General features: G+C 63.1%; 22 protein-coding genes. 5 read left to right on the top strand and 17 right to left on the bottom strand.

Features of this window, described 5'->3' with window-relative positions; all coding sequences use genetic code 11:
* Nucleotides 1-21: 21 nt before the first annotated feature.
* Entirely contained in the window at nucleotides 22-972 is a 951-nt protein-coding gene (locus QUV21_RS07050) for a hypothetical protein (RefSeq protein ID WP_300853929.1), read from the top strand.
* A gap of 140 nt (nucleotides 973-1112) precedes the next feature.
* Nucleotides 1113-2342 carry an argininosuccinate synthase gene (locus tag QUV21_RS07055; protein ID WP_300853930.1) on the top strand — a complete coding sequence of 410 codons (1230 nt, stop codon included), beginning with the start codon at nucleotides 1113-1115 and terminating at the stop codon, nucleotides 2340-2342.
* An 81-nt stretch (nucleotides 2343-2423) separates the two neighbouring features.
* On the opposite strand, the gene QUV21_RS07060 is transcribed toward QUV21_RS07055, so the two are convergent.
* From QUV21_RS07060 to QUV21_RS07075, 4 genes are read right to left on the bottom strand one after another with little or no spacing between them, the layout of a single operon-like run.
* The gene (locus QUV21_RS07060) at nucleotides 2424-4343 is read right to left on the bottom strand and encodes an alpha/beta hydrolase (RefSeq protein ID WP_300853931.1); all 1920 of its coding nucleotides are present in this window, start codon (nucleotides 4341-4343) and stop codon (nucleotides 2424-2426) included.
* Between the two features lie 11 nt (nucleotides 4344-4354).
* The gene (locus QUV21_RS07065) at nucleotides 4355-5071 is read right to left on the bottom strand and encodes an HAD family hydrolase (protein ID WP_300853932.1); all 717 of its coding nucleotides are present in this window, start codon (nucleotides 5069-5071) and stop codon (nucleotides 4355-4357) included.
* Between the two features lie 10 nt (nucleotides 5072-5081).
* Nucleotides 5082-6260, bottom strand: a complete 1179-nt coding sequence (locus QUV21_RS07070) for a phytanoyl-CoA dioxygenase family protein (protein ID WP_300853933.1) — start codon at nucleotides 6258-6260, stop codon at nucleotides 5082-5084.
* Between the two features lie 37 nt (nucleotides 6261-6297).
* Nucleotides 6298-7197 (bottom strand): D-amino acid aminotransferase, encoded by a 900-nt coding sequence (locus QUV21_RS07075; RefSeq protein WP_300853934.1) that lies wholly within the window; start codon nucleotides 7195-7197, stop codon nucleotides 6298-6300.
* A 144-nt stretch (nucleotides 7198-7341) separates the two neighbouring features.
* Between QUV21_RS07075 and msrA the strand changes: the two genes are divergently transcribed.
* Complete coding sequence (gene msrA, locus QUV21_RS07080; RefSeq protein ID WP_300853935.1) at nucleotides 7342-7953, top strand: peptide-methionine (S)-S-oxide reductase MsrA; 612 nt, start codon at nucleotides 7342-7344, stop codon at nucleotides 7951-7953.
* Between the two features lie 100 nt (nucleotides 7954-8053).
* On the opposite strand, the gene QUV21_RS07085 is transcribed toward msrA, so the two are convergent.
* The 13 genes from QUV21_RS07085 to QUV21_RS07145 form a co-directional block, all read right to left on the bottom strand.
* Nucleotides 8054-8818: an SDR family oxidoreductase gene (locus tag QUV21_RS07085; protein WP_300853936.1), complete on the bottom strand. Its 765-nt coding sequence runs from the start codon at nucleotides 8816-8818 to the stop codon at nucleotides 8054-8056.
* Entirely contained in the window at nucleotides 8815-9939 is a 1125-nt protein-coding gene (locus tag QUV21_RS07090) for a mandelate racemase/muconate lactonizing enzyme family protein (RefSeq protein ID WP_300853937.1), read from the bottom strand. The genes QUV21_RS07085 and QUV21_RS07090 overlap by 4 nt, the downstream gene beginning before the upstream one ends.
* A gap of 1 nt (nucleotide 9940) precedes the next feature.
* A complete protein-coding gene (locus tag QUV21_RS07095; protein ID WP_300853938.1) occupies nucleotides 9941-10777 on the bottom strand; it encodes a fumarylacetoacetate hydrolase family protein in 837 nt (278 codons plus the stop codon).
* 16 nt (nucleotides 10778-10793) lie between these two features.
* Complete coding sequence (locus QUV21_RS07100) at nucleotides 10794-11753, bottom strand: C-terminal binding protein (protein WP_300853939.1); 960 nt, start codon at nucleotides 11751-11753, stop codon at nucleotides 10794-10796.
* Complete coding sequence (locus QUV21_RS07105) at nucleotides 11750-12493, bottom strand: SDR family oxidoreductase (RefSeq protein WP_300853940.1); 744 nt, start codon at nucleotides 12491-12493, stop codon at nucleotides 11750-11752. Before QUV21_RS07105 ends, QUV21_RS07100 begins: the two co-directional genes overlap by 4 nt.
* Nucleotides 12490-12804, bottom strand: a complete 315-nt coding sequence (locus tag QUV21_RS07110) for an L-rhamnose mutarotase (RefSeq protein ID WP_300853941.1) — start codon at nucleotides 12802-12804, stop codon at nucleotides 12490-12492. Before QUV21_RS07110 ends, QUV21_RS07105 begins: the two co-directional genes overlap by 4 nt.
* A complete protein-coding gene (locus tag QUV21_RS07115; RefSeq protein WP_300853942.1) occupies nucleotides 12805-13569 on the bottom strand; it encodes an acetoacetate decarboxylase in 765 nt (254 codons plus the stop codon). It lies immediately after the preceding gene.
* Complete coding sequence (locus QUV21_RS07120) at nucleotides 13566-14609, bottom strand: Gfo/Idh/MocA family oxidoreductase (protein ID WP_300853943.1); 1044 nt, start codon at nucleotides 14607-14609, stop codon at nucleotides 13566-13568. The genes QUV21_RS07115 and QUV21_RS07120 overlap by 4 nt, the downstream gene beginning before the upstream one ends.
* Entirely contained in the window at nucleotides 14602-15318 is a 717-nt protein-coding gene (locus QUV21_RS07125; protein ID WP_300853944.1) for a FadR/GntR family transcriptional regulator, read from the bottom strand. The genes QUV21_RS07120 and QUV21_RS07125 overlap by 8 nt, the downstream gene beginning before the upstream one ends.
* Before the next feature lie 8 nt (nucleotides 15319-15326).
* Entirely contained in the window at nucleotides 15327-16280 is a 954-nt protein-coding gene (locus QUV21_RS07130) for an ABC transporter permease (protein ID WP_300853945.1), read from the bottom strand.
* On the bottom strand, nucleotides 16277-17272 hold the full coding sequence (locus QUV21_RS07135; RefSeq protein ID WP_300853946.1) for an ABC transporter permease: 996 nt from the start codon (nucleotides 17270-17272) through the stop codon (nucleotides 16277-16279). The genes QUV21_RS07130 and QUV21_RS07135 overlap by 4 nt, the downstream gene beginning before the upstream one ends.
* Nucleotides 17272-18765, bottom strand: a complete 1494-nt coding sequence (locus QUV21_RS07140) for a sugar ABC transporter ATP-binding protein (protein ID WP_300853947.1) — start codon at nucleotides 18763-18765, stop codon at nucleotides 17272-17274. The genes QUV21_RS07135 and QUV21_RS07140 overlap by 1 nt, the downstream gene beginning before the upstream one ends.
* Nucleotides 18766-18839: 74 nt before the next feature.
* A complete protein-coding gene (locus tag QUV21_RS07145) occupies nucleotides 18840-19877 on the bottom strand; it encodes a rhamnose ABC transporter substrate-binding protein (RefSeq protein ID WP_300853948.1) in 1038 nt (345 codons plus the stop codon).
* 223 nt (nucleotides 19878-20100) lie between these two features.
* Between QUV21_RS07145 and QUV21_RS07150 the strand changes: the two genes are divergently transcribed.
* Nucleotides 20101-20898: a sugar phosphate isomerase/epimerase gene (locus tag QUV21_RS07150; protein ID WP_300853949.1), complete on the top strand. Its 798-nt coding sequence runs from the start codon at nucleotides 20101-20103 to the stop codon at nucleotides 20896-20898.
* Nucleotides 20899-20953: 55 nt separating this feature from the next.
* A complete protein-coding gene (locus tag QUV21_RS07155) occupies nucleotides 20954-22054 on the top strand; it encodes an alpha/beta fold hydrolase (RefSeq protein ID WP_300853950.1) in 1101 nt (366 codons plus the stop codon).
* The last annotated feature ends 84 nt before the right edge of the window (nucleotides 22055-22138 follow it).

Raw genomic sequence — 22138 nt, forward strand, 5'->3', positions numbered from 1 at the left:
CATATGCCGGGAGAACGCCTGATGCATCTGAAACCTTTGACAGCGGTGCTTGCCGTTTCGCTACTGGCCCTTTCGCCAGCCCTGCCTGTTTTTGGCCCGCTTGACGGTGGTGCTGCCTATGCCAAAGGGGAAAAGGGCGGCGGCGGCGGAAAGTCGGAAAGCAAGTCAGAGTCCAAGGGCAAGTCCGAGGCCAAATCCAAGGGCAAGTCCGAAGCCAAATCCGCCAAGGCGGCGAAGGCCGAAGCGAAGGCCGCCAAAAAGACCAAGAAGGCCGAAGTGACCAAGGCAAAAGGCAAGCCGGTTGCCGAAGACGGGGCGCTTCATCCAAGCCAACTGGGCAAGATGAATGGCGCGATGAACGCCAACATCAACGCGGTGCTGGCCCATATCCGCAATGGCCAGACCACCAAAGGCCCCGTCGGCCTGTTGGCAGGCCTGGCAATTGCCGATGCAGGCGCTGCCGAAGCGGCGGCGGCGACCGAGCTTCTGACCCTTGCCACCGCTTTTGACGATCTTGGCGCCGCCGTGACGGAGGCAGGATTCATTTCGGTCGAGGATTATCTGCAAGCCAAGGCAGACGGCACGCTGACACCCGACGGCACGCTGACACCCGAACAAGAGCTGCTTGTCGAAGAAATCGATTCGCTGATTGCGGCCACTGGCGGCACAACGGAAGATGGTCTGACCTTGGCCGGCACCCCGCCGGACCCGGACGAAATCCTTGCAGCCGAAGAGGCGGCGGCGGCATCAGCCCAGTCTGTTGCCGATGCAGAACAGGCGATTGGTGATGCCTGGAACAAGGATGGCGACCTTGCGGCGCTGCTGGCCCAGTTGCGCGAAAAGCTTGCCCCCTATCAGGACCAGATCAGCGCCGCAGTAGCCGAAACCATGCCGGCCGAAGAGCTTGCCGAAGTCCTTCCGGAAGAAGAATCCGCCGAACTGATTCTTGAGGAAGCGCCTGTGCTTGAATGATCGGCCTGAGGCGGTCGGCCTGATCTGACCGCCCTGCGCCCGCACCGCCGCCGTGCCACATTGTATCGGACACGGCGGCGTTCTTGCCCTTGCGCTGGTTTCCCTTTAATCGCGGGCGAAACCTCGCCGGAGCCGTTGCCATGCAAAAGCCGAACAAAGTCGTCCTCGCCTATTCGGGCGGGCTGGATACCTCGATCATCCTGAAATGGCTCCAGACGGAGTATGGCTGCGAGGTGGTGACCTTTACCGCCGATCTCGGTCAGGGCGAGGAACTTGAACCCGCGCGGCAAAAGGCGCTGCTGATGGGGATCAAGCCGGAAAACATCCACATCGTCGACGTGCGCGAGGAATTCGTCCGCGACTTCGTGTTCCCGATGTTCCGGGCGAATGCGCTTTATGAAGGGCTTTACCTGCTTGGCACCTCGATCGCGCGGCCGCTGATTTCGGCCCATCTGGTGCGGATCGCGCATGAAACAGGTGCAGATGCGGTGGCGCATGGCGCGACCGGCAAGGGCAACGACCAGGTGCGGTTCGAACTGTCGGCGGCAGCGCTGGACCCCGCGATCAAAGTCATCGCGCCGTGGCGGCTGTGGGATCTGACCAGCCGCACCAAGCTGCTGGAATTTGCCGAGGCGAACCAGATCCCGATCGCCAAGGACAAGCGTGGCGAAGCGCCGTTCAGCGTGGACGCGAACCTGCTGCACACCTCATCCGAAGGCCGCGTGCTGGAAAACCCGGCCGAGGAATTCCCGAATTATGTTCTTCAGCGCTCGGTTCCGGTGGAAGAGGCGCCCGATCAGGCCGAGATGGTGGAAATCACCTTCGAAAGGGGCGATGCCGTGGCGATCAACGGCGAGGCGATGAGCCCGGCCACGATCCTGACCAAGCTGAACGAATTGGGCGGCAAGCATGGCGTAGGCGTGCTGGATCTGGTGGAAAACCGCTTTGTCGGCATGAAGTCACGCGGGGTCTATGAAACGCCCGGCGGCACGATCCTTCTGGAAGCGCACCGGGGCATCGAACAGATCACGCTGGATGCAGGCGCGGGGCATCTGAAAGACAGCATCATGCCGCGCTATGCCGAACTGATCTACAACGGCTTCTGGTTCAGCCCGGAACGTGAGGCGTTGCAGGCCCTGATCGACAAGACGCAGGACCATGTAACCGGGACCGTGCGGGTCAAGCTTTACAAGGGCCGCGCGGTGACGGTTGCCCGCTGGTCGGACCACAGCCTTTATTCCGAGAAGCATGTGACCTTTGAAGAAGACGCTGGGGCCTATGACCAGAAGGACGCCGAAGGCTTCATCCGGCTGAACGCGCTGCGGCTGCGGTTGATCGCCAGCCGGAATTCCCGCGTCGCAAAGACCTGAGATCACGCGCTGGCGTGATTTCGCCAGCCAACCGGACGAGAGCGCGGGCCATTGCTTCCCCTCGGGAAGCGGTGGCCCGTTTCATTGCAGCCGATCCCGGGGCATCTGCGCCTCCGCACCGTTCCAGGAGCCGGAAATGCTCCACGCCTCATCCCGGACGCTGCGGCGATAGGTGATGTCGCCGCTGTGGCTTCCGGAAACCGCAAGCTTCAGGGTCATGCCATCGGTTTCGTCGCCGATGTTGATTTCAGCCCCGGTGCCGCTGATCTTCAGATCAGGCCAGAACCGGCAATCGGCAAACCGGTAATCCGTCCCGGAATAGGTGGCGGTTGCCGTAAACGTGCCGCCATGGTTGCAGCCAAGGATGATTGGATAGGCCCCGTCCCATGTGGTCAGGGGAATGATCTGGTAAAGTTCCACATCCACGGCACGGGCAACGGCAAGCGGGTCAGCCCGCTTTTCGGCAGTCGTCAGGGTAAGGGGCGTATAGTCGGCCACGAAATTCTGTTCGCAGTGCTGCTCCGGTGCCGCAGGCAAGATGCCGTCAAACAGCAAGTCCTGAACGATGGTATCCGGGCAGGCAAGGCCGCGCCCCCAGATCACATGCGGCCCGCCTTTCAGGAACACGCCAAAGGCGTTCTTCGCGTTGTCCAGCACGGAATAGGCCATGCTGATCGGGGTAATCGGATCTGCATCGCTGTTGAGAACAAGGGTCGGCCAGTCCCCCCCGGCATAAGGTTCGGGGCGCGCGGGCGGGCCTTGGTGCGGCCAGTAGGCGCAGGCCAGCCGTTCGACAAAATAGGACCGGAGCAGTCGGGGTGCGTTTGGCGCAAAGCTGCGCGCACCTTCCAGTATCTCAGCCGCGCGGGCATCTGCCGCGCCAGAGCCGCTGTCGTAGTCGGAACAGGTGATGGCGTAGAAGGCGGCGGGATACCAACCGGGATCTTCAAGCCCGACTTCGGTTTCAGGGTCGATATACATGTTGGCGTAGCCCAGTTGCAGCATCGGCCCCGAATCGCCACGTCCGGCGGCAGCAAGGATGCGCAGAAACTCTGCCCGGCCCTCGGGCGAATAGAGCGCGTAGAACGCGTTCGATTCCAGCATCGAGGACGTAAGCGCGCGACGGGCCACGGATCCATCGGATAGCGTAAGATCAACCGCCAGCGGTCCGGCGGCCAGACGGCTGGCCAGATCGTCGTAAACCTGCGCCGCTGTCCCGTTCATGTCGGCCTTGCAAGCGGGAATATCGGCGCAGGCATCGAACATCCGCGTCAGCAACCGCTCGGCCGCGATGGAATAGGCGGCATAGAACCCCTCGGCCCCAAGGCTCAGGTCAACCACCCCGTCAAGGATCACCCCGCGCACGGCCTGCGGAAAGGCCGTGGCATAGGCCTGCGCGATCTGAGTGCCGTAACTTTCCCCGTACATCCAGACCTTGGGCGATCCGATGGCCAGCCGGAACGCCTCAAGATCCCGAATCGTCTGATCCGAGTTGATGACGGGCAACAGATCATCGGCATCCAGTTCGGCAACGCAGTCCCGCACAAAGCTGCGGGCCAGGGCCATTGTCTTGCCGTCGTCGTCAAGCGACACCGGCGCGATGTCGAAACGGGCCTGCGCCGTGGGGCAGGCAAGGCCATGGTCCGGGCCAGTGCCACGCTGATCAACAAAGACGATGTCAAGATACTGGGTCAGCGCGGCATCGAATACGCCAAGGTAGCTTTCCGCCGATGAAAGACCCGACCCACCCGGACCTCCGACGAAAAAGAACAAGAGCCCCCGGCTTTCGACAGTGGCGAAACTGAGCGCAAAGGTGATGTCGATCGTCTGGGCCGGATCGTTGGCCCGGTGGTCCAACGGCACGGTCATCGTGGTGCAGGACAGGCTACTGAGGTCACAAGGGAACAGTGCCATCCCCGAGACAGCCTCGACCAGCGGAATGTCAGCCAGAGCCGGTGCGGAAATGACGCCGCAGAGGGCTATGGTCGCTGCAAGGCGCATGGAGCTGTCCGTCATATGGCGTGGGCGGCAAGGCGGTCATGCGCCGCAAGCGCCTGATCTGCAAGGTGCTGGTACTCGGGTGGCAGGTCGGGCAGCGGGCCTTCAGGGTCTTCGAACCCGGTGGATCGGTGGACGGCATTATACCAATGCGGCGCCCAGACCCCGTCATGGGGCTTTGGTCCAGCAGGCCAATGCAGCATCCGGTCGGTAAAGGGCAGGCCAAGGGCATCGCAAAGCCGGGTCAGCGCCTGCCGCGGGTTCTGGCGGATCGATTCGGCAGTGATCACTGGCGGCACGGCGCCTGTCAGATCTGCGACCTGGTCAAAAAGCTCGGCCTGCTGAACAAATCCGATGTCGGCAAGGGTCGGGGCTTCGCGCTTCTTGACATAGCTGGCAATGACCCGGGCCGGGTGGCGCAGCAGGAAGACATTGGTAAGGCCGCGCAGGAAGCCCCGGTCGAAATCGGGGATCATGTGCATCGTCATGTGCTTTTGATACCAGTGCGGCAGGCTGTCCGGGTTGGGGCCAGCGCAAAGGGTGGCAACCTTTGCCGGGTCGGTTGGCTGCGAAGCAATCACCTCGGCCCGCATCGGATGGTCGATACCGGTGGCGGACAGGTAGGCGGCATAGAAGGGTTCGTCGCTGACGGCACAATCACCCCGGGCCGCGAAGGCATACATCATCGCGGTTGAAAGGTTCCGGGGGCCGGACCACATGGCGATCTTCATGGTGCGATCTTCATAGGCTGCGCTTTGCGGCCTGGGCATCAAGGGCGGCGCCAAGGGTTTCGGCTGCCCAGCGCTCCGCCAGCGCCTCATGCACAAGCGCGGCCTGCGACTTCGGGGCAAGGCCGCCGATGGGCGGGTCGCGGTCAAGGTTGGTGGGGAAGCTGTAGCCTTCCGCGCTGGCGGCGATGGCATTGGCGATCTGGTCTTCGGTCATGTCCTTGGCAGCAAGCAGAGCCGGGTAAAGCGCCTTGACCATCGCGGTGCGGTCGATGGCTTCCATCGCACGGCCATAGGCCGATGAGACCTGAAACAGGTTTACCATCCGCTTGATATCCGCGGACCGGTTGGTTCCGGCGGCATGAAAGAGGGCGGGCGAGAAGAACAGCATATCCCCCTTGGCCAGCGGCAATTGCACGGCATTCGCGTCGAAATAGGCGCGGAAATCGGGGCGGCTGGTGGCAAGGTAGCCGGGGCCGTATTTCTGGCTGCCCGGCAACAGAAGCGTCGGTCCCGCCTCCAGCGGCGCATCGACATGGGCGATGGCACCTTGCAGGGTCAGCATGGGCGAGAACAGGTGGACATGGGCGGGATAGGCCGCGACTGCCTCGGCAGACTGGAAGCCAAGGTGATAGTCGCGGTGCGGCGATTGCGCGGCACCGCCGGGATTCACCACGTTCAGTTGCGCGGTCATCTGGTAGTAGGGGCCAAGCCAGGCCTCACTGACAAGGGCAAGGAAGGCATTGGCGTAGTAGCGGGCGAAGTTGGCGGGATCGGCGAGGCAGTGCTTTTCAAGGCTGTTCCAAAGCCGGTCATTCGCGCCCGGCTTGGCGAAATGGTCGCCGCCGCCGGTGCCTGAGCGGTTCTGCTGGTCGATCAGGTCGCGGAATATGTCCGAGGCGCGGTCGATCATCGCAGTGTCAGGCTCGGCTCCTTGCAGGACGATCACGCCGGGTCCGCTGGCAAAGGCCTCGGCCCATTCGGCGCGAAGGGCCTGGCAGAAGACGGGGTCGGCGATCTGCGGGGCAAGGGCGCGGCAATCGTAGATCAGGACGCCCTTTTCAAGTGCTGCGGCCAGGGGGTAATCAGCCCGGTCGGTCCGCACCTCGCAGATTGCGGCGAAGTCGGCAAGGTCACAGCCTTCGGCGGTGAAATAGCCGCGCTGCACCAGCTGCTTCTGGCGATCCATCATCTGCATATGTCCGTCCCCCGAATTTTCCGGGCCATCATCAGGCCCCGACCAAGGCCTTGTAAAGCCCGCGCAGGCGTTCGGTCATCGGGCCGATCTGGCCGGTACCGATCTGTCGGCCGTCGATGCTGCCAACCGGGGTCTGCGCGCCGAAGGTGCCAGTCAGGAACGCCTCATCCGCCGAATAGGTGTCGACGAGGGAGAAGTTGCGCTCGAATACCGGGATGGCATTGGCGCGGCAAAGGTCGATGACCTTCTGGCGGGTGATCCCGTTCATGCAGTAATCGCCGGTCGAGGTCCAAACCTCGCCCTTCCTCACGATGAAGAAATTGCAGGCGTTGGTGGTGTTCACGAAGCCATGCACGTCCAGCATCAGCGCCTCATCCGCGCCGGCCTTTTCGGCGGCGATGCAGGCGAGGATACAGTTGAGCTTGGAGTGGGAGTTCAGCTTGGGATCCTGCGTCATCGGCAACCCGCGCAGGTGCGGCACGGTGGCAAGGCGGATCGGGCGCGGCAGTTTCTGACGGCTGTGTTCCATGATGATCACCATGGTCGGGCCTTGCTGGCTCAGCTTCGGGTGTTGGAAGGGCCGGGTCTTGACCCCACGCGTCACCATCAGCCGGGCGTGGGCGTCAGTGGTCATGCCGTTGCCGGCCTGCGTTTCAAGAACGGCGGCTATCACCTGATCCCTGGTGCGGCCGATATCAAGGTCGATGGCCTTTGCTGCTTCGAACAACCGGTCGATGTGTTCGTCAAGGAAGGTCCAGCGGTTGCTGTAAAGCCGGATGCCCTCCCACACGCCGTCACCCAGCATGAAGCCGGAATCGTAGACAGACACCATTGCCTGCGCCTTTGGCACCACACGGCCATTGACCCAGATCAGGATGCCTTCGTTGCGGGCGTCATCCTCGGCCTGATGGGTTGAAACATTGTCGGTCATCTGCACCCCCGGTTTCGGCCACGCTAGGCCGGGATTGTTGCAAGGTGAAGGGGGGAGGATCACCCTTTGGTGACCTCACGCCCCGGTGAGTGGACGGGGGCGGGCGGCGGCCCCAGGGTTTGGGAGGAATGTGAGGAACGGATCATGTGGAAACTTGCGATTGCGGTCTTGCTGGCGACGACCGGCGCGGCGGCGGCACAGACGGAAAAGGCGATTGTGGCCGGGGGCTGCTTTTGGTGCGTGGAATCGGATTTCGAGCCGGTGCCGGGGGTGATGGGCGTGGTCTCGGGCTATACCGGCGGATCATTGCAGAACCCGACCTACAAGAACCATGCCGGGCATTATGAGGCGGTCGAGATCACCTTCGACAACGCGGTGATTTCCTATGACGAGGTGATCGCCAAGTTCCTGCGGTCAGTGGACGTGCTGGACGCGGGCGGGCAGTTCTGCGACCGGGGTGATGCCTACCGGACAGCGGTTTTCGTTTCGAGCGACGCCCAGAAGAAAGCGGCGGTGGCGGCGGTGGCGAATGCGGAAGCGGCGCTGGGCAAGAAGATCGTGACCCCGGTGCTGGCGGCCAAGACCTTCTGGATCGCCGAGGACTATCATCAGGACTACTACAAGGGGTCGAACATCGTGCTGACCCGGGCAGGGCCGAAATCGCAGGCCAATGCCTACAAATTCTATCGCAAGGCATGCGGGCGGGATGCACGGGTGCGAGAGTTGTGGGGCGCAGAGGCCTTTCCGGGGAAGTGAGGCACGCCATGATCCGGCGTCGCAGCGGGGGTTTCACACCCCCGCACCCCCGTGGGATATTTGGAGAAGAGAAAGACAATTTTAGTCGAATTGTCCGGGTTCAGTACATCAGGAACCCGCCCGAGACGTTGATCATCGCACCGGTCATGTAGCGCGCCATGTCCGAGGCGAGAAAAACGGTGGCGCCGACGTGGTCTTCGGGCAGGCCAAGGCGCTGCATCGGGATCTGCTGGATCATCGCGTCGCGGTCAGCATCGGTCTGGCCGGGGGTTTGCAGCATCGGCGTATCGACAAGACCGGGGGCCAGCGCGTTGACGCGGATGTTCAGGGGCGCCCAGCTGCGGGCCATGCCGCGGGTCATCGTAGTGATCGCGCCCTTGGTGGCGTTGTAGACGACCGAGCCGCCGAACCCGCCGGATAGCGCGCCTTGGCTGGAGTAGTTGATCACCGAGCCGGGGGTCTTGGTGACGGCGAGGCGTTTGGCGAAGGCCTGGGTCAGGAAGAACAGCGCCTTGAGGTTGATGTCGTGCTGGGCGTCCCAGTCGCTTTCGGTGACGGTGAACAGGTCAGGGGTGCGCAGGATGATGCCCGCGACGTTGACAAGGGTGGTGGCAAGGCCAAGGTCGGATTCGATGCGCTGGATCAGGGCGGGAAGCTGGCCGATCTGGCGCAGGTCGGCACCGTAGCCGCGATGCCCGATCCCAAGGGCGCGGGCGGTGGTGTCGCAGGCCGATTGGTCAAGATCGACGACGGCAACCTTGCATCCAGCCTCGGCAAAGCCCTCGGCCACGGCGCGGCCGATGGCGCCGGTCGCCCCGGTCACGATGACGGTCTTGCCGGAAAGGCCCCAGTTGAGGTGGGTCATTGGTCAAGCCTTGCCGATTGCACGAGGTCTTCGTTGATCGCTATCCCAAGGCCGGGGCCTTCGGGGCGGTTGATCCAGCCGTTCGTGTGCCAGACGGGTTTGTCCACCAGATCGGCTTGGGCGGGACCGTACACGGGTTGCAGTTCCAGCTCCTTGCAGGCGGGGCAGGCGAAGCTGAGCGCCTGGCTGGCGGCTGAGACGATCGCGGTGGAAAAGTTGTGCGCGTTGGCCTGACGGCGGTGGGCGTGGCAGATCTCGGCCGCTTTCAGGAAGCCGGTGATGCCCTCGATGCGGCCGGGATCCAGGCCCACGACATCGACGGTGCCGGTGGTGACGATCTTTTCGACGCCCTTGTGGTTCCATTCCTTTTCGCCGTAGCCAATCTTCAGAGAGGTCGCGGCGCGCAGGGCCTTGTAGCCCGCGGGGTCGTGGTCACCCAGGGGTTCTTCCAGCCAATGGACGCGATAATCCTCGAACGCGCGGGCGCGCTGGATGGCGGTGGGGACGTCCCAGAAGTTCTTGATGCCAAGGTCGATCATCAACCGCTTGTCGCCGATGGCGTCACGGACAGTGCGCACGAATTCCACGTCGCGGTTGTGGTCAAAGCCCAGATGCGCGTCGCCGCGTTTGCCAAAGCCGATCTTCACGCCCTGCATGCCGTCCGCAAGGTAGCGCTGGATGTCTTCGGCCATGGCGGGGATCGAGGCTTTGGTGCCGTGGATCGAGGCGACAGCGGGCATCCTTTCGTTGGCGGGGCCGCCGAGAAGGTCAAGCAGCGAGCGGCCCAGCACCTTGCCCTTCAGATCCCAGAGCGCGATGTCGATGCCGGAGATCGCCAACGAGGCGATGCCGGCACCGTTGCCATACCACCAGCTGTGTTCCTTCAGGGCCAGCCAGATGGTGTGGATGTGCATCTCATCCTTGCCGACAACCAGTTCCGCCAGACCGTCCACCAGGGCTTTGGCGGCGCGAGAGGCTTCGGGGAAGTAGGTGCAGCATTCGCCCCAGCCTACCGCCCCGTCTTCGGTGGTGATCTTCACAAGGCAGACCGACCGCAGCCGCGAATGGTCATTCGGTTCAGGGTAGGCGACCGGAATGGCCTCGACGCTGCGGATGGTCATGTCAGTCCTGCTCGCAGGTTTGCTTCTGGGTGCCGAGACCTTCGATGCCAAGCTCCACCACATCACCTGCCTTCAGGTAGCGCGGCGGTTTCATGCCATGTCCGACACCGGGGGGTGTGCCGGTCGAGATGATGTCGCCGGGGTGAAGGGTGAAGAACTGCGACAGGTAGCTGACGAGGTGCGCCACGCCATAGACCATGGTCTTGGTGGAGCCGTTCTGCACCTTTTCGCCGTTCACCGTCAGCCACATGCCAAGGTTCTGGGGATCACTCACCTCGTCAGGGGTGACCAACCAGGGACCAGTCTGCCCGAAGTTGTCGCTGGATTTGCCCTTGGTCCACTGACCCGCACGTTCCATCTGGAAGGCACGTTCCGAGACGTCGTTGATCACGCAATAGCCCGCGACATGATCCAGCGCCTGATCTTCGGTGATGTATTTGGCGGGCTTGCCGATGACGACGCCCAGTTCCACCTCCCAATCCGTCTTGACCGATCCGCGCGGGATCAGGATCGGGTCGCTCGGGCCGCAGATGGCACTGGTGGCCTTCAGGAAGATCACCGGCTCGGGTGGAACCTGCATACCGGATTCGGCGGCGTGGTCGGCGTAGTTCAGGCCGATGCAGATGAACTTGCCGGTGCCGCCGACGCATGCCCCAAGGCGGGGGTTGCCTTCAACCTTGGGCAGGCTGGCCGGATTGACGGATTTCAGCGCGTCAAGGTTGGTCAGCACCTCGCCCGAAAGGTCAGCGACCACGCCGGACAGGTCACGGATATTGCCGTCGGCATCCAGAAGGCCGGGTTTTTCCTGCCCAAGCGGGCCGTAGCGGAGAAGTTTCATCGGTTTTTCCTTTGTCTCAGGCGGTAGAGCCGGGGATGGGTTTGCGGACGCCCTGCCCGGTCAGCGCACGGGTGATTTCATCGGCGACAAGGCTTTGTAGCCGTTCCACCGCCACATCGGAATACCAAGCCGCATGGGGGCCAAGGAGAAGGTTTGGCGCGCGGCGCAGCGGGTTGTCGGCGGGCAGGGGTTCGGTCTGGAACACGTCCAGCGCCGCGCCCGCGATGGTGCCTGCCGTCAGGGCGGCGGCGAGCGCGGCTTCATTGATCAGATCACCCCGGGCGGTGTTCACGATGACAGCGGTCGATTTCATCCGGGCAAGGTTGGCCGGGTTGATGATACCGGTGGTTTCCGGCGTGGCGGGGGCGTGCAGGGTCAGCGCATCCGATTGCGCCAGAAGGCCGGGCAGATCGACCAGCGTCAGGCGGGGGAAGCTGCCCGAGTAATAAGGGTCGTGCGCGATGAAGTGAAAGCCGAAGGGCGCAAGCCGGGCCGCCACCTCTTGCGCGATGCGGCCAAAGCCGAGAAAGCCGATGGTGGTTTCTGCAAAGCTTTTCAGTGGTTTGGCAATGCCGACCGCCGCCCATTCCCCTTTGCGGACGGATGCGTCCAGCGCGGGCAGCTTGCGCAAAAGCGCAAGGATCGAGGCTGCGGTGTGGTCTGCCACCTCTGCCGTGCAGTAATCCGGCACATAGGCGGCTTTCACGCCATGATCATTCAGGGCAGGCACATCGAAGTTGTTGTAGCCGACGCCATAGCGGATTGCCGTTGCACCCGGTGCCATGCCCGCGATGGCCGCGCGGGCCAGGGGCGCGAATTGCACCACGGCAACGTCGGCCCCCTTCAGGGCGGCGGCAACCTCATCCGCCGTCTTGCAGGCGTGGCGTTCAAAGCTGGCCCCGGCGGCGCGGGCGGCGGCCTCTTCTTTCGCCACATCGGGGAAGGTGGCATCGGTGACGACGACGCGTTTGGTCATTCCAATGCCCTCAAGCCAACGGATCTGCGAAGATCGGGGTTGCGCACGTCAACCTCTTGCCCGGCCAGCGCATCGGCGGCGGCGGTGCAGAGCCAGGCGATTGCCTTGGCGGGTTCCTCTGCCGGGGCAAGGTTTTCGCGCGGGATTTTCGACACGGGGTTAAGGCCGGAAGCACGGATCGATCCCTGCATGTCGGTATCAACCACGCCCGGCGCAAAGCCGAAGACGCGGATGCCTTGGGGGGCGTATTCTTCGTGGATCGCGCGGGTCAGCATCGCCAGCCCCGCCTTGCCACAGCAGTACGCGCTCCACCCTTCCATCGGACGATGCGCCGCGCCGGAGGACAGGTTGACGATGGTCCCGCCCCCCTTGGCGACCATGTGACGCATCGCGGTCTGGGTGGCGTGGAAGGCGGCGATCAGGTTGGTTTCGATATTCGCTCCCCAGTCTTCGGGCGAGATGTCCAGCATCCGGCCAATCGGACCGATCACCCCGGCGTTGTTCACGAGGATATCAAAGCCGTGGTCCAGCACGGTTGTCATGGCGTCGCGGTCGGTCATGTTCGCGTGGTGGCCGATGGCGATCATGTCGCCAAGCTCACGCTGGGCAGCGGCGATGTTGGCGGCAGAGCGGGCCGTGAAGTGGACGGTCGCGCCCGCCTCGGCCAAAGCCTTGACGGCGGCCAGCCCGATGCCGCGATTGCCGCCGGTGACGAGGGCGGTTTTGCCTGAGAGGGTCAATCGAGGCTCCATTGCTTGGGAAGAAGGAAGGGAAAGCCGGTGCGGCTGTCGATGTCGATCTGCATGATCGGCGCCATGGATTCAGACCATTTGGCGTTGATAGGGTCGTTTTTCAGGAAATCGATGGTGGCTTGCAGATCGTCGGTTTCAAAGTAGCCGAACAGGGTCAGCCCGTGGCGGAAGATGTGGTAGTTGCGAATGCCGGCCTGACGCAGGCAAGCATCCATTTCCGGCCAAAGATCATCGTGGCGCTGTTTGTATTCTTCTTCGCAACCGGGGCGGACGCCCAGAACCCATGCGTAGGATGCCATCTAAACCTCCGTCAGATAGTCGTGCAGGATGACGCCCGGCACGAGGGTGAATGTGGCTTTCCAGTAGAAACCGTCCAGCATCTCCAGCACCGGCAGGCGGTGCAGCGGGGCTTGCGCGTTGGGACGCAGTTCCACGGTGCAGGGGCCACGCCAACATTCGGTGACCTGCACATCGGCCAGTTGCCGCGAGGTCAGTTGGCGGATCGCGGGGGTGCCGTCGATATGGTCGATGGCCTTGAGGTTCAGGTTGGTGGCGAAGGGAAAGATTGCCGAAAGGTCGGTGATCTGGGCCGGCGTTTGCTTGTAGGGCATGGTGCCGGTCAGGACGTCGATGCCATTGCGTTCAAGGCCGCCGACGATCAGGTCGGCGCGAAACTCCAGCTTCGGGTTTCCAAGCTTTTTCGGCTGGCCATGCAGCTCGCGCCCATGGGCGACGCCGATGTCAGACGACAGGAACAGCCAAGGCGAATAGGCCCCGGTGGCCTTGCCGGGCAAGTCGGCGCCGACCATCACGTTGACCTCCTTGTAGGGGCCAAGCCAGTCGGTGTCGTTCATCTTGTAGACATGGATCATCACCCTGTCGCCGGTGGATACCAGCGGTTCCGGCAACAGCGCGGCAATCGCCGCCGGGTCGGTGCGGTAGGTAAGGGTCAGGATTTCCGCGTTGCGGAAGGTGAAGGGGAAGGGCGGCACCATCGGCGCGTCCAACGGGGTGGAAAAGCCCGGTTTGATGATATCCGCGCGGGTGGTGGGCCATTTCATCATACCGACTCCGGCTTGCCCGAGGCGAAGGAGCGATACATCGCATCCAGCGTTTCCACCGCGCGCTGACCGATCAGGCCGGGGGCTTCGTTGCGGGTGGCCGTCCCAAGGCAGATCTGGGCAAGGCGCTGGGTCGGCTCAATGCATTCATAGGCGCCGGCGCCTTTCGGGATCTCCAGCACCGTATCGCGCCCGTCCTTGCGGCGCAGTTCCATCCGTTCGCGTTCAATGTCGATCAAAAGCATCCCTTCGCTGCCGAAGATGCGGATATCGACCTGATAGCCGCAATGCTTTGGCACAGTGGAAGACCCTGACACCACCGCCGTCGCGCCAGAGGCAAAGCGCAGGGTCGCGGCGTCATACCAATCGACCCCGGCGGGGGAACGCCCGGCGATGGCGTAAACCTCGGCCGGGGCGTCATCGACCAGCGCATACATCAGGCCCAGCGCATGGGAAAGCTGGCCCCAGCCGTAGCCGCCGGCGTTTGCAGGATCGGCCCAGGTGTCCTTGCGGGGCTGGAACATGTGGTCCTTGGTTTCCATCAGCCCTTGGCCGCCGAACAGGTCTTCAGTCGGTGAGGCCATCTGGCAGACGACATGGCGGATGGTGCCGATTTCCCCGGCGCGCATCAGGTCGGCGGCCTTCCGGGTGAAATCCTTGAAGTTCCAGCCATAGGGAACAACGACTTGAAGGCCTTTTTCCGCAGCGTTAGAGACGATTTCCCGGGCCTGCGCCGCGCTTGTGGCCATCGGCTTGTCGATCAGCACATGCGCGCCTGCATCAAGCGCGGCCATGGCCTGTTCGTGGTGGACGGTGTGGGGCGACACGATCACCACCCCGTCCGGCCTTTCGATCGCAAGGAGTTCGCGGTAGTCGGTGTAGCCCTTCGCAATCCCGAACTTGTCGGTGATCTCCTTCAAAGCCGCCGGGTCGCGGCGGTTGACGGCGACCAGATCGACACCCTGATCGGCCAGAAGCGAGGGGATGTAGACATGCGCCCCCCACCACCCAGCGCCAAGAACAGCTATTCTTGCCTTACGCACCGGTCACCTCCCGTAGTGCATTGCGGACATTGACCATGTGCTGCCGCATGGCACGTTGCGCGGCGGCGGGGTCGCGGGCTTGCAGGGCGGCGAGGATCACCTGGTGATCCTCCACCGATTGCTGGCGGATGGATTTGCGCTTCTGGAACGCCTGACGGCCCTGATCGCCAAGCACCTGCAGCAGCTTGCCGAAGCGCGACAGGAAATCGTTGCCTGACGCCTCCAGAATGGTCTTGTGAAACTCGACATCCGTATCGTGGAACAGGTCGGCATCCTCGGGATCGGCCACCTGTGCGGCGACAAGGGTGGCCAGACGGTCCAGCGCGGTGTCGGTCAGCCGTTCAGCGGCCAGTCCCGCAAGCATAGGCTCGAAATGGATGCGGGCGTCGAAAAGCTCCGCCATGTTCTGCGCGTTCAGGGACACGAAGAAATCCAGCGGCGACAGCAGTTCCTCGGCATTCAGCGCGGTGACATAAACCCCGCCGCCGTGGCGGATTTCAAGAACGCCAAGGATGGACAGCGCGCGCAAAGCCTCGCGCACCGTGGGGCGGCTTACGTCAAGCTGGTCGGCAAGATCCCGTTCGGCGGGCAGCTTGTCGCCCGCCGACAGATGCCCGGTTTTCACCAGATCAAGGATGCGCTGGACCACCATTTCCGAGACGGACTTCTTGCCGATCGGGTCTGACAGGGTTTTCACAAGCTGGAGCATCGGTTGTTTCATCGCACCCTCGCAATCAGACGGCCGCCAGTTTCGCGGATGATCGGCACCATGACCGACAGGATCAGCAAGATGCCAAGTACCCCGGTCTGGATATGCCCTGTGATGTTTTGCAGCGCCATCCCGTTGCGCAGGGCCAACACGATCAGGATGGCAAGGATCGTGCCGGACATGGTGCCAGCACCGCCGAAGATGCTGACCCCGCCCAGAAGGACCATTGTGATTATGTCCAGCTCAAACCCCTGCGCGACATCGCCCCTGACCGCGCCAACGCGGGCAGCGAAGAGGATTCCGGCAAGGGCAGACACCACGCCCGAGGCGATGAAGATCTTGGCCTTCACCGCGCGGACATCGAGGCCCGAAAACTCGGCCACAGCCCGGTTCGCGCCGATGAAATAGACTTTCCGGCCGAAGGCAGTTCGTTGCAGGATCAGGTAGGCCAGCACGGCAAGGACGGCAAAGACCACCATCGCCAACGGCACCGGGCCGATCAGCCCCTTTTGGCCCAAGTGGTTGAACCATGCCGGGAAGGCATTGATGCCGCGATCTTCCACCAATACGCGGGCAAACCCCCGAAAGGCGATCATCGTGGCTAGCGTCACCACCAGAGAGGGGATGCCGAAGCCCACAATAAAGAGGGCATTGAACGCCCCGCAGGCAAGGCCGATCATCAGCGCGATCATGATCGCCCAACCGCCCGGCACCTCGGCCTGCACCAGCCAGCCAAAGGCGCAGGCGGCAAGGCCCATGATGGAAGCGACCGAAAGATCAATCTCGCCGTTGATGATGACGAAGGTCATCACGAGCGCGACGATGATCTTTTCCACCGAAAGCTGGAACATGTTGATCTGGTTGCCGGGGGTCAGGAAGACCGGCGAGGACCAGGCGTTGACGGCGTAGATCAGGATCAGGACGGCGAAAAGGAAGCCCTCCCAGCTGCGAAGGGCGGTCATTGGCTGCCTCCTGTCGGTTTGCGGCGCAGAAGGCGGCGCATCAGGACGGTATCGGCGGCAACGGCCAGAAGGATCAGAAGGCCAAGGACCGCCTCGCGCCAGAAGGCCGAGACCAGTTCCCAGCGGACCAGTGAGGTGTCGATCAGGTCAATCAGCGCCGCGCCGATCAGGACCCCAAGGACGTTGCCGGAACCACCGAAGATGTTGACCCCACCGACGACGACCGCACCCACCGACTTCAACTCCAGCCCCAGACCCGCCACAACGGTGATGTTGCCAAAGCGCGACAGGAACATGAAGCCCGCAAGGCCCGCCAGCGCGCCAGAGATCACGAAGGCCAGAAAGATCGTGCGGCCCGCGTTGATGCCCGCAAATGCGGCAGCGTCGGGGTTTGACCCGATGGCAAAGAACTGCCGCCCAGCGCGGAAACGGGTCAGGAAGACATGGGCGGTCAGGACGACGATCAGCGAGATCACGACGATCCAGCGGAACTGCAACTCTCCGGCCGTGAAGGCGTTCAGGGTGGCAAACTCGGTCAGCCAGGTCGGCAGCCGGTTGGTGGTGATGGACGAGCCATCCGATGATTGCACAAGGATCGACCGGAACAAGGCCAGCGTCGCCAGCGTCACGATAATTGACGGCAGGCGGAAACGCGCGACGAGAAAGCCGTTGAACGCCCCGAACACCGCGCCGATCCCCATGGCGAGGAGGGGGACAAGGATTGGCGGCAGGTCGGGGTAGGCGATCAGGATTCCGCCGGTGAAATAGGCGCTGCACCCGACGACCGACCCGATCGAAAGGTCAATGTTTCGGGTCAGCACGACGAAGGCCTGCCCCACGGCGATAAGGGCAATCACGGCAACGGAGCCGGAGATGCGGTTGAAGAGGCGCGCGTTCAGGTAGCCATCGATCTGGCTGGCAAAGAACAGCACCGTGCCAACGAAGACCGCCAGCAGGACAAGGATGCGAAGGGTGCCAAGCGGGATGCGCATCAGGCCACCTCTGCCGCAACGGCGAGGTGCATGACGGATTCATCCGTGGCGTCCTCACCGGTGAACTCCCCCACGATCCGGCCTTCGCGCATGACAAGGATACGGTCGGCCAGGGACAGAACCTCGGGCAGGTCGGAGGAGATGATGATGATCGCCACCCCTTCGGCGGCAAGGGCGCGAAGGATCTGATGCACCTCGGCCTTGGCACCAATATCGATGCCTCGGGTCGGCTCATCCACGATCAGAAGGCGCGGCTTGGTGTTCAGCCATTTCGCCAGCATCACCTTTTGCTGGTTGCCGCCGGACAGCGTGCCAACCGGAACGGTCAGGTTCGCGGCCTTGATGTTCAATTGCTTGCGGAAGGCCTGAGCGTCGGCCAATTCGTGCATCCGGTCCAGCCAGCCGAAAGCGCCGGAATATTTTCCCAGCATCGGCAGGGTGATGTTGGCGGTGATGCCTTCGGTCAGCGCAAGGCCCAGCTTGCGGCGGTCTTCCGAGACATAGGCGATGCCAAGGCTTTGCGCCTGCGCGGGATTGGTAATGGTGACGGGCTGGCCCGCGATTTCGACGCTGCCCTGATCCGCCGGGGCCACCCCGAACAGCGCCAGCCCCACATCCGTTCGCCGCGCCCCGACCAGGCCGGAAAAGCAGACGATTTCCCCCCGGTTGACGGTAAAGCTGACATCCCGGAAAACCCCGGTTTTGGCAAGGTTAGAGACGTTTAGCAGTACCTCGCCGGTATCCTTCGAAGGCTCACGCGCAAAGCGGCCGGCCATGTCACGCCCGACCATTTCGGCGATCATCGAGGCTTGGGTAACCTCTGTCACCGGCTTGGTAGAAATGTGCTTGCCGTCGCGCATCACGGTGACGGTATCGGCGAGGGCAAAGATTTCCTCCAGCCGGTGCGAGATATAAAGGACGGCGACGCCTTGGTCGCGCAAGCTGCGGGCGATGCCAAAGAGGCGCTTCACCTCATGATCCGAAAGGGACGCCGAGGGTTCGTCCATGATCAGCACGCGGACGTTCAGGGAAATGGCGCGGGCAATCTCCACCGTCTGCTGTTCGGCAAGGGTCAGTTCGGCGGCGGCGCGGCGGGGGTCCAGCGTGACACCAAGCCGGGCGATCATTGCAGCGGCCTCGTCGTTCAGGGCGGACCAGTTGATCAGCTGGCGTCGGTTCTGGTGGCTGATGAAGATGTTTTCGGCGACCGAAAGATCAGGAAACACCATCGGTTCCTGATAGATCGCCGCCACCCCGGCGCGCTGGGCGTCTGCGGTGCCACGAAAGCTGACGGGCTGGCCATCGACCAGAATGTCACCAGTTTCGGGTTGGTGAATGCCGGTCATCGTCTTGATCAGTGTCGATTTCCCGGCGCCGTTTTCACCGACCAGCGCGTGAATACGGCCCGGCTCCATCGACAGCGAAAAGCCGGACAGGGCCGCGGTTCCGCCGAAGCTCTTGGAGATGTCGCGCATTTCAAGGACGGGGGGCATTCCGGGAACCTTCAGGGTAAGGGCGGCCAGCCCCCCGGGAGCGGGAGGGGCTGGCCATCAAGCCAAGGCGAGGATCAGTTCGCTTCGGCTTCGACGTTGGCCGAAGTGTAGACGGTGAACGGCCCCATCAGGATGCGCTTTCCGTTTTCGCGGCCCGGATCCTGTTCGATGGTGTAGTCGCCCATGCGGCCAGCGTTGAACGTTTCACCCACTTCGCCGGTGATCTTGCCGGTCGCCAGCATATAGCTGGTGTAATAGGTCAGGTAACCAAGGTCGACGAAGCTCCATAGTGCGAATCCCGGCGCGCAGCCGTTCATCGTGTAGCTGACCATTTCTGCTGGCAGGCCCAGACCGGACACCTTGACCTTGTCACACAGGCCTTCGTCTTGCATCGCCTTGGCGGATGCCTGAATGCCAACGGTAGTGGGCGACATGATCAGTTTCAGGTTCGGGTGGCTGTCGACCAGCGCCAGCGCCCGGTTGTAGCTGACCTCGGACTGGTCATCGCCGTAGACGGTATCGACCAGCTTCATGCTGGCGTATTTCTCGCCCTTCAGCGCCTCTTCCATCGCGGCGATCCAGGCGTTCTGGTTCGCGGCGTCGGGGGTGGCGGACAGGACGGCAAACTCACCTTCGCCGCCCATGATCGAATGGGCCATGTCGGCCATCACGACACCGATGGACCCGAAGTCGACCTGCGCCACGAACACGGTTTCACCTGCACCCGAAGGGATCGGGCTGTCCCATGTCACAACCTTGGTGCCAGCCGCCTGCGCAGCCTCGGCCGCCGGGGCGATCTGGTCGCCGGCGTTGTTCGACAACATCACGACGGCCTGCCCCTGGCTTCCAGCGGTGGTCAGAATCTCGATCTGGCCCGCGACCGAGTTTTCCGGGGTCGGGCCGGTATAAAGCAGGGTGCCGGTGTTGCCGAGTTCGGCATGCGCCTCTTCGGCACCGCGATTCGCCTGATCGAAGGGCAGGATGCCAAGGAATTTCGGCAGCAGGACCATATTTGCGTTGCCGCCCTTTTCGGCGGTCACCGCTTGGGCATTGGCCTGCACGCCGAACATCGCGGCGCAGAGGGCCAGTGTGGATACTGTCAGATGTTTCATGAAGTGACGTCCTCCCGTGGTTTATGAGAACCGGACAGGCTCCTCCGCTCCGGTTGGGCGGATATTGGCCTGACCACTTTCAACATTGCAATGGTTTTTTGCAGGATTTTCCGCCGCACCGCGGCATTGCAGCGGCAGAAATTGCCGAAAGTGCTTGCTTTACGGGCTTTGGGTGAACAGAGTTCCTGAATTGGTAAGGCCACTTATCGGAAGGATTGGCGATATGAAGCTGACGGTAACCTCTTGGTCATTTCCCGCCTGCACGCTGGAAGAGGCCTGGGCAGTAGCGCAGGCCCTGGGGTTCCGTGCGATGGATCTGGGGCTTTTGCATGGGGCCGCCCTGGACCGGGGGCGAATCATTGCCGACCCGGAAGGGGCGGCCGCGGCGCTTGGGGGGATGGCGGTCTCGAACCTTTACTGGCTGTTCGGGGCCGATATCGTGGAAAACGCCGTCAGCGACCCCACTGCCAAGGCGCGGAACGAGGCCGAATTCGTCCGGGTGTGCCGGTTCGCCGAAGCCTTGCGCTGCCCGACGATTTTCGTGCTGCCCGGGGTCAGCGGCCAAGGGGGCTTCACGGCAGCGGCCGATGGATTGCGAAGTCTTGAAAAGATCGCCCGGCATCACGGGGTGCAACTGACCGTGGAGCCGCATGTAGGCGGATTGCTGGCATCGCCTGCCGCGACCCTTGACATGCTGGCGGCGGTTCCGGGGCTGAAACTGGCGCTGGATTACGCGCATTTCACCTGCATGGGTTATCGGCAGGAGGAAATCGACGTCCTGGCCCCTCATGCGGGACATGTCCACATGCGCCAGGCGCGACCGGGTGCCTTGCAGGCGAAATGGGGCGAGGGGGTGCTGGATTTCACCGCGATGGTCGGCGTGTTGCGCGATGCTGGCTATGATGGCTGGCTGGCGGTGGAATATGTGCATCAGGGCTACATGAACACATTGTTCGATGATGTCCTGACCGAGACGATCCGGATGCGCGACCATCTGCGCGGCTGCGGCGTATCCGGTTGACCCTGCCGCCCCCGGGGCGCAAGGCTTGGCTTGGTTAAGGATGGGGCAGCGCTTGGTGGGATATCGGTTGCTTTTCGGTCTGGTGCTGGTCCTTGCGGCCTGTTCCGCAAGGGGTGACTTCACCGCTGCTCCGGCCGGACCAGTCGCAGGAATGCCCGAGGCGATCTTTGTCGGCACGACGCGGGTCGCCGACGCCAATGGCTTTGGCCGCGACCGCGCCGATCAGGCCAGTTTCGTGCGCTATGATATAGCCATTCCCCCAGACCGCCAGCCAGGCGAGGTGAACTGGCCACCGAAAACCCGCAAGCCGGATGCTGAGCGTGACTTTCTGACGCTGGACGAAACCCGCTTCGCCTCGGCGCCCGAGTTTAAGGCGGCGCTTGGCACCGCGATGGGGCGACGAGGGCAGACCGATGCGGTGGTCTATGTCCACGGCTTCAACAACACGATGGCCGAGGGCGTCTATCGCGTCGCGCAGATGCACCACGACCTGAAGGTGCCTGGCGTGGCCGTTCATTACGCCTGGCCATCGCGGGCATCGGCTCTGGGCTATGTCTATGACCGGGAATCGGCGATGTTTGCGCGCAGCGGGTTCGAGGACTTGCTGAAAGAGGTAAAGGCGGCGGGCGGGCGTCAGGTGGTCATCGTGGCCCATTCGATGGGGGCAGCCCTGACGATGGAAACCCTGCGCCAGATGGTGCTGCGGAACGGTCCGGGTGCGCTGGACCAAGTGGCGGGCGTGGTAATGATCTCACCCGATCTTGACGTGGATGTGTTCCGGTCGCTTGCGCTTGAAATCGGCGACCTGCCAGACCCGTTTCTGGTGTTCGGCAGCCGCCGCGACCGGGTGCTGGGGCTTTCGGCGCGGATTTCCGGCAGCGGGGAACGGCTGGGGAACCTGAAAGATCTGGCCAAGATCGACGACCTGGACGTGATCTATCTGGACACCGCCGCGTATAATGTGGGGACCGGACACCTTAACCTTGGCGAGAACCCCGCGCTCCTCAGGCTGTTCGGCGGTCTTATCGGAATCGACGAGGCCTTCCGCACAGATGCTCGCGCGCGCGTCGGCCTGCTGCCGGGTCTGGTGCTGACGGTACGCAATGCAACCGAGATCGTGCTGGCCCCGGTGGGGGCGATCACGGACGGGCCATAACCCGGCAGTGTGGGCGGCGCTGTCGCCAGCCCCACCGACTTCGGTTTTTTAAGCCTCGCGCCCTATACAGCGCCCGCCGTTTCA

Origin of the sequence: Tabrizicola sp. (assembly GCF_030373185.1) — a bacterium.
In the GTDB taxonomy this organism is placed as follows: Bacteria; Pseudomonadota; Alphaproteobacteria; order Rhodobacterales; family Rhodobacteraceae; genus Tabrizicola.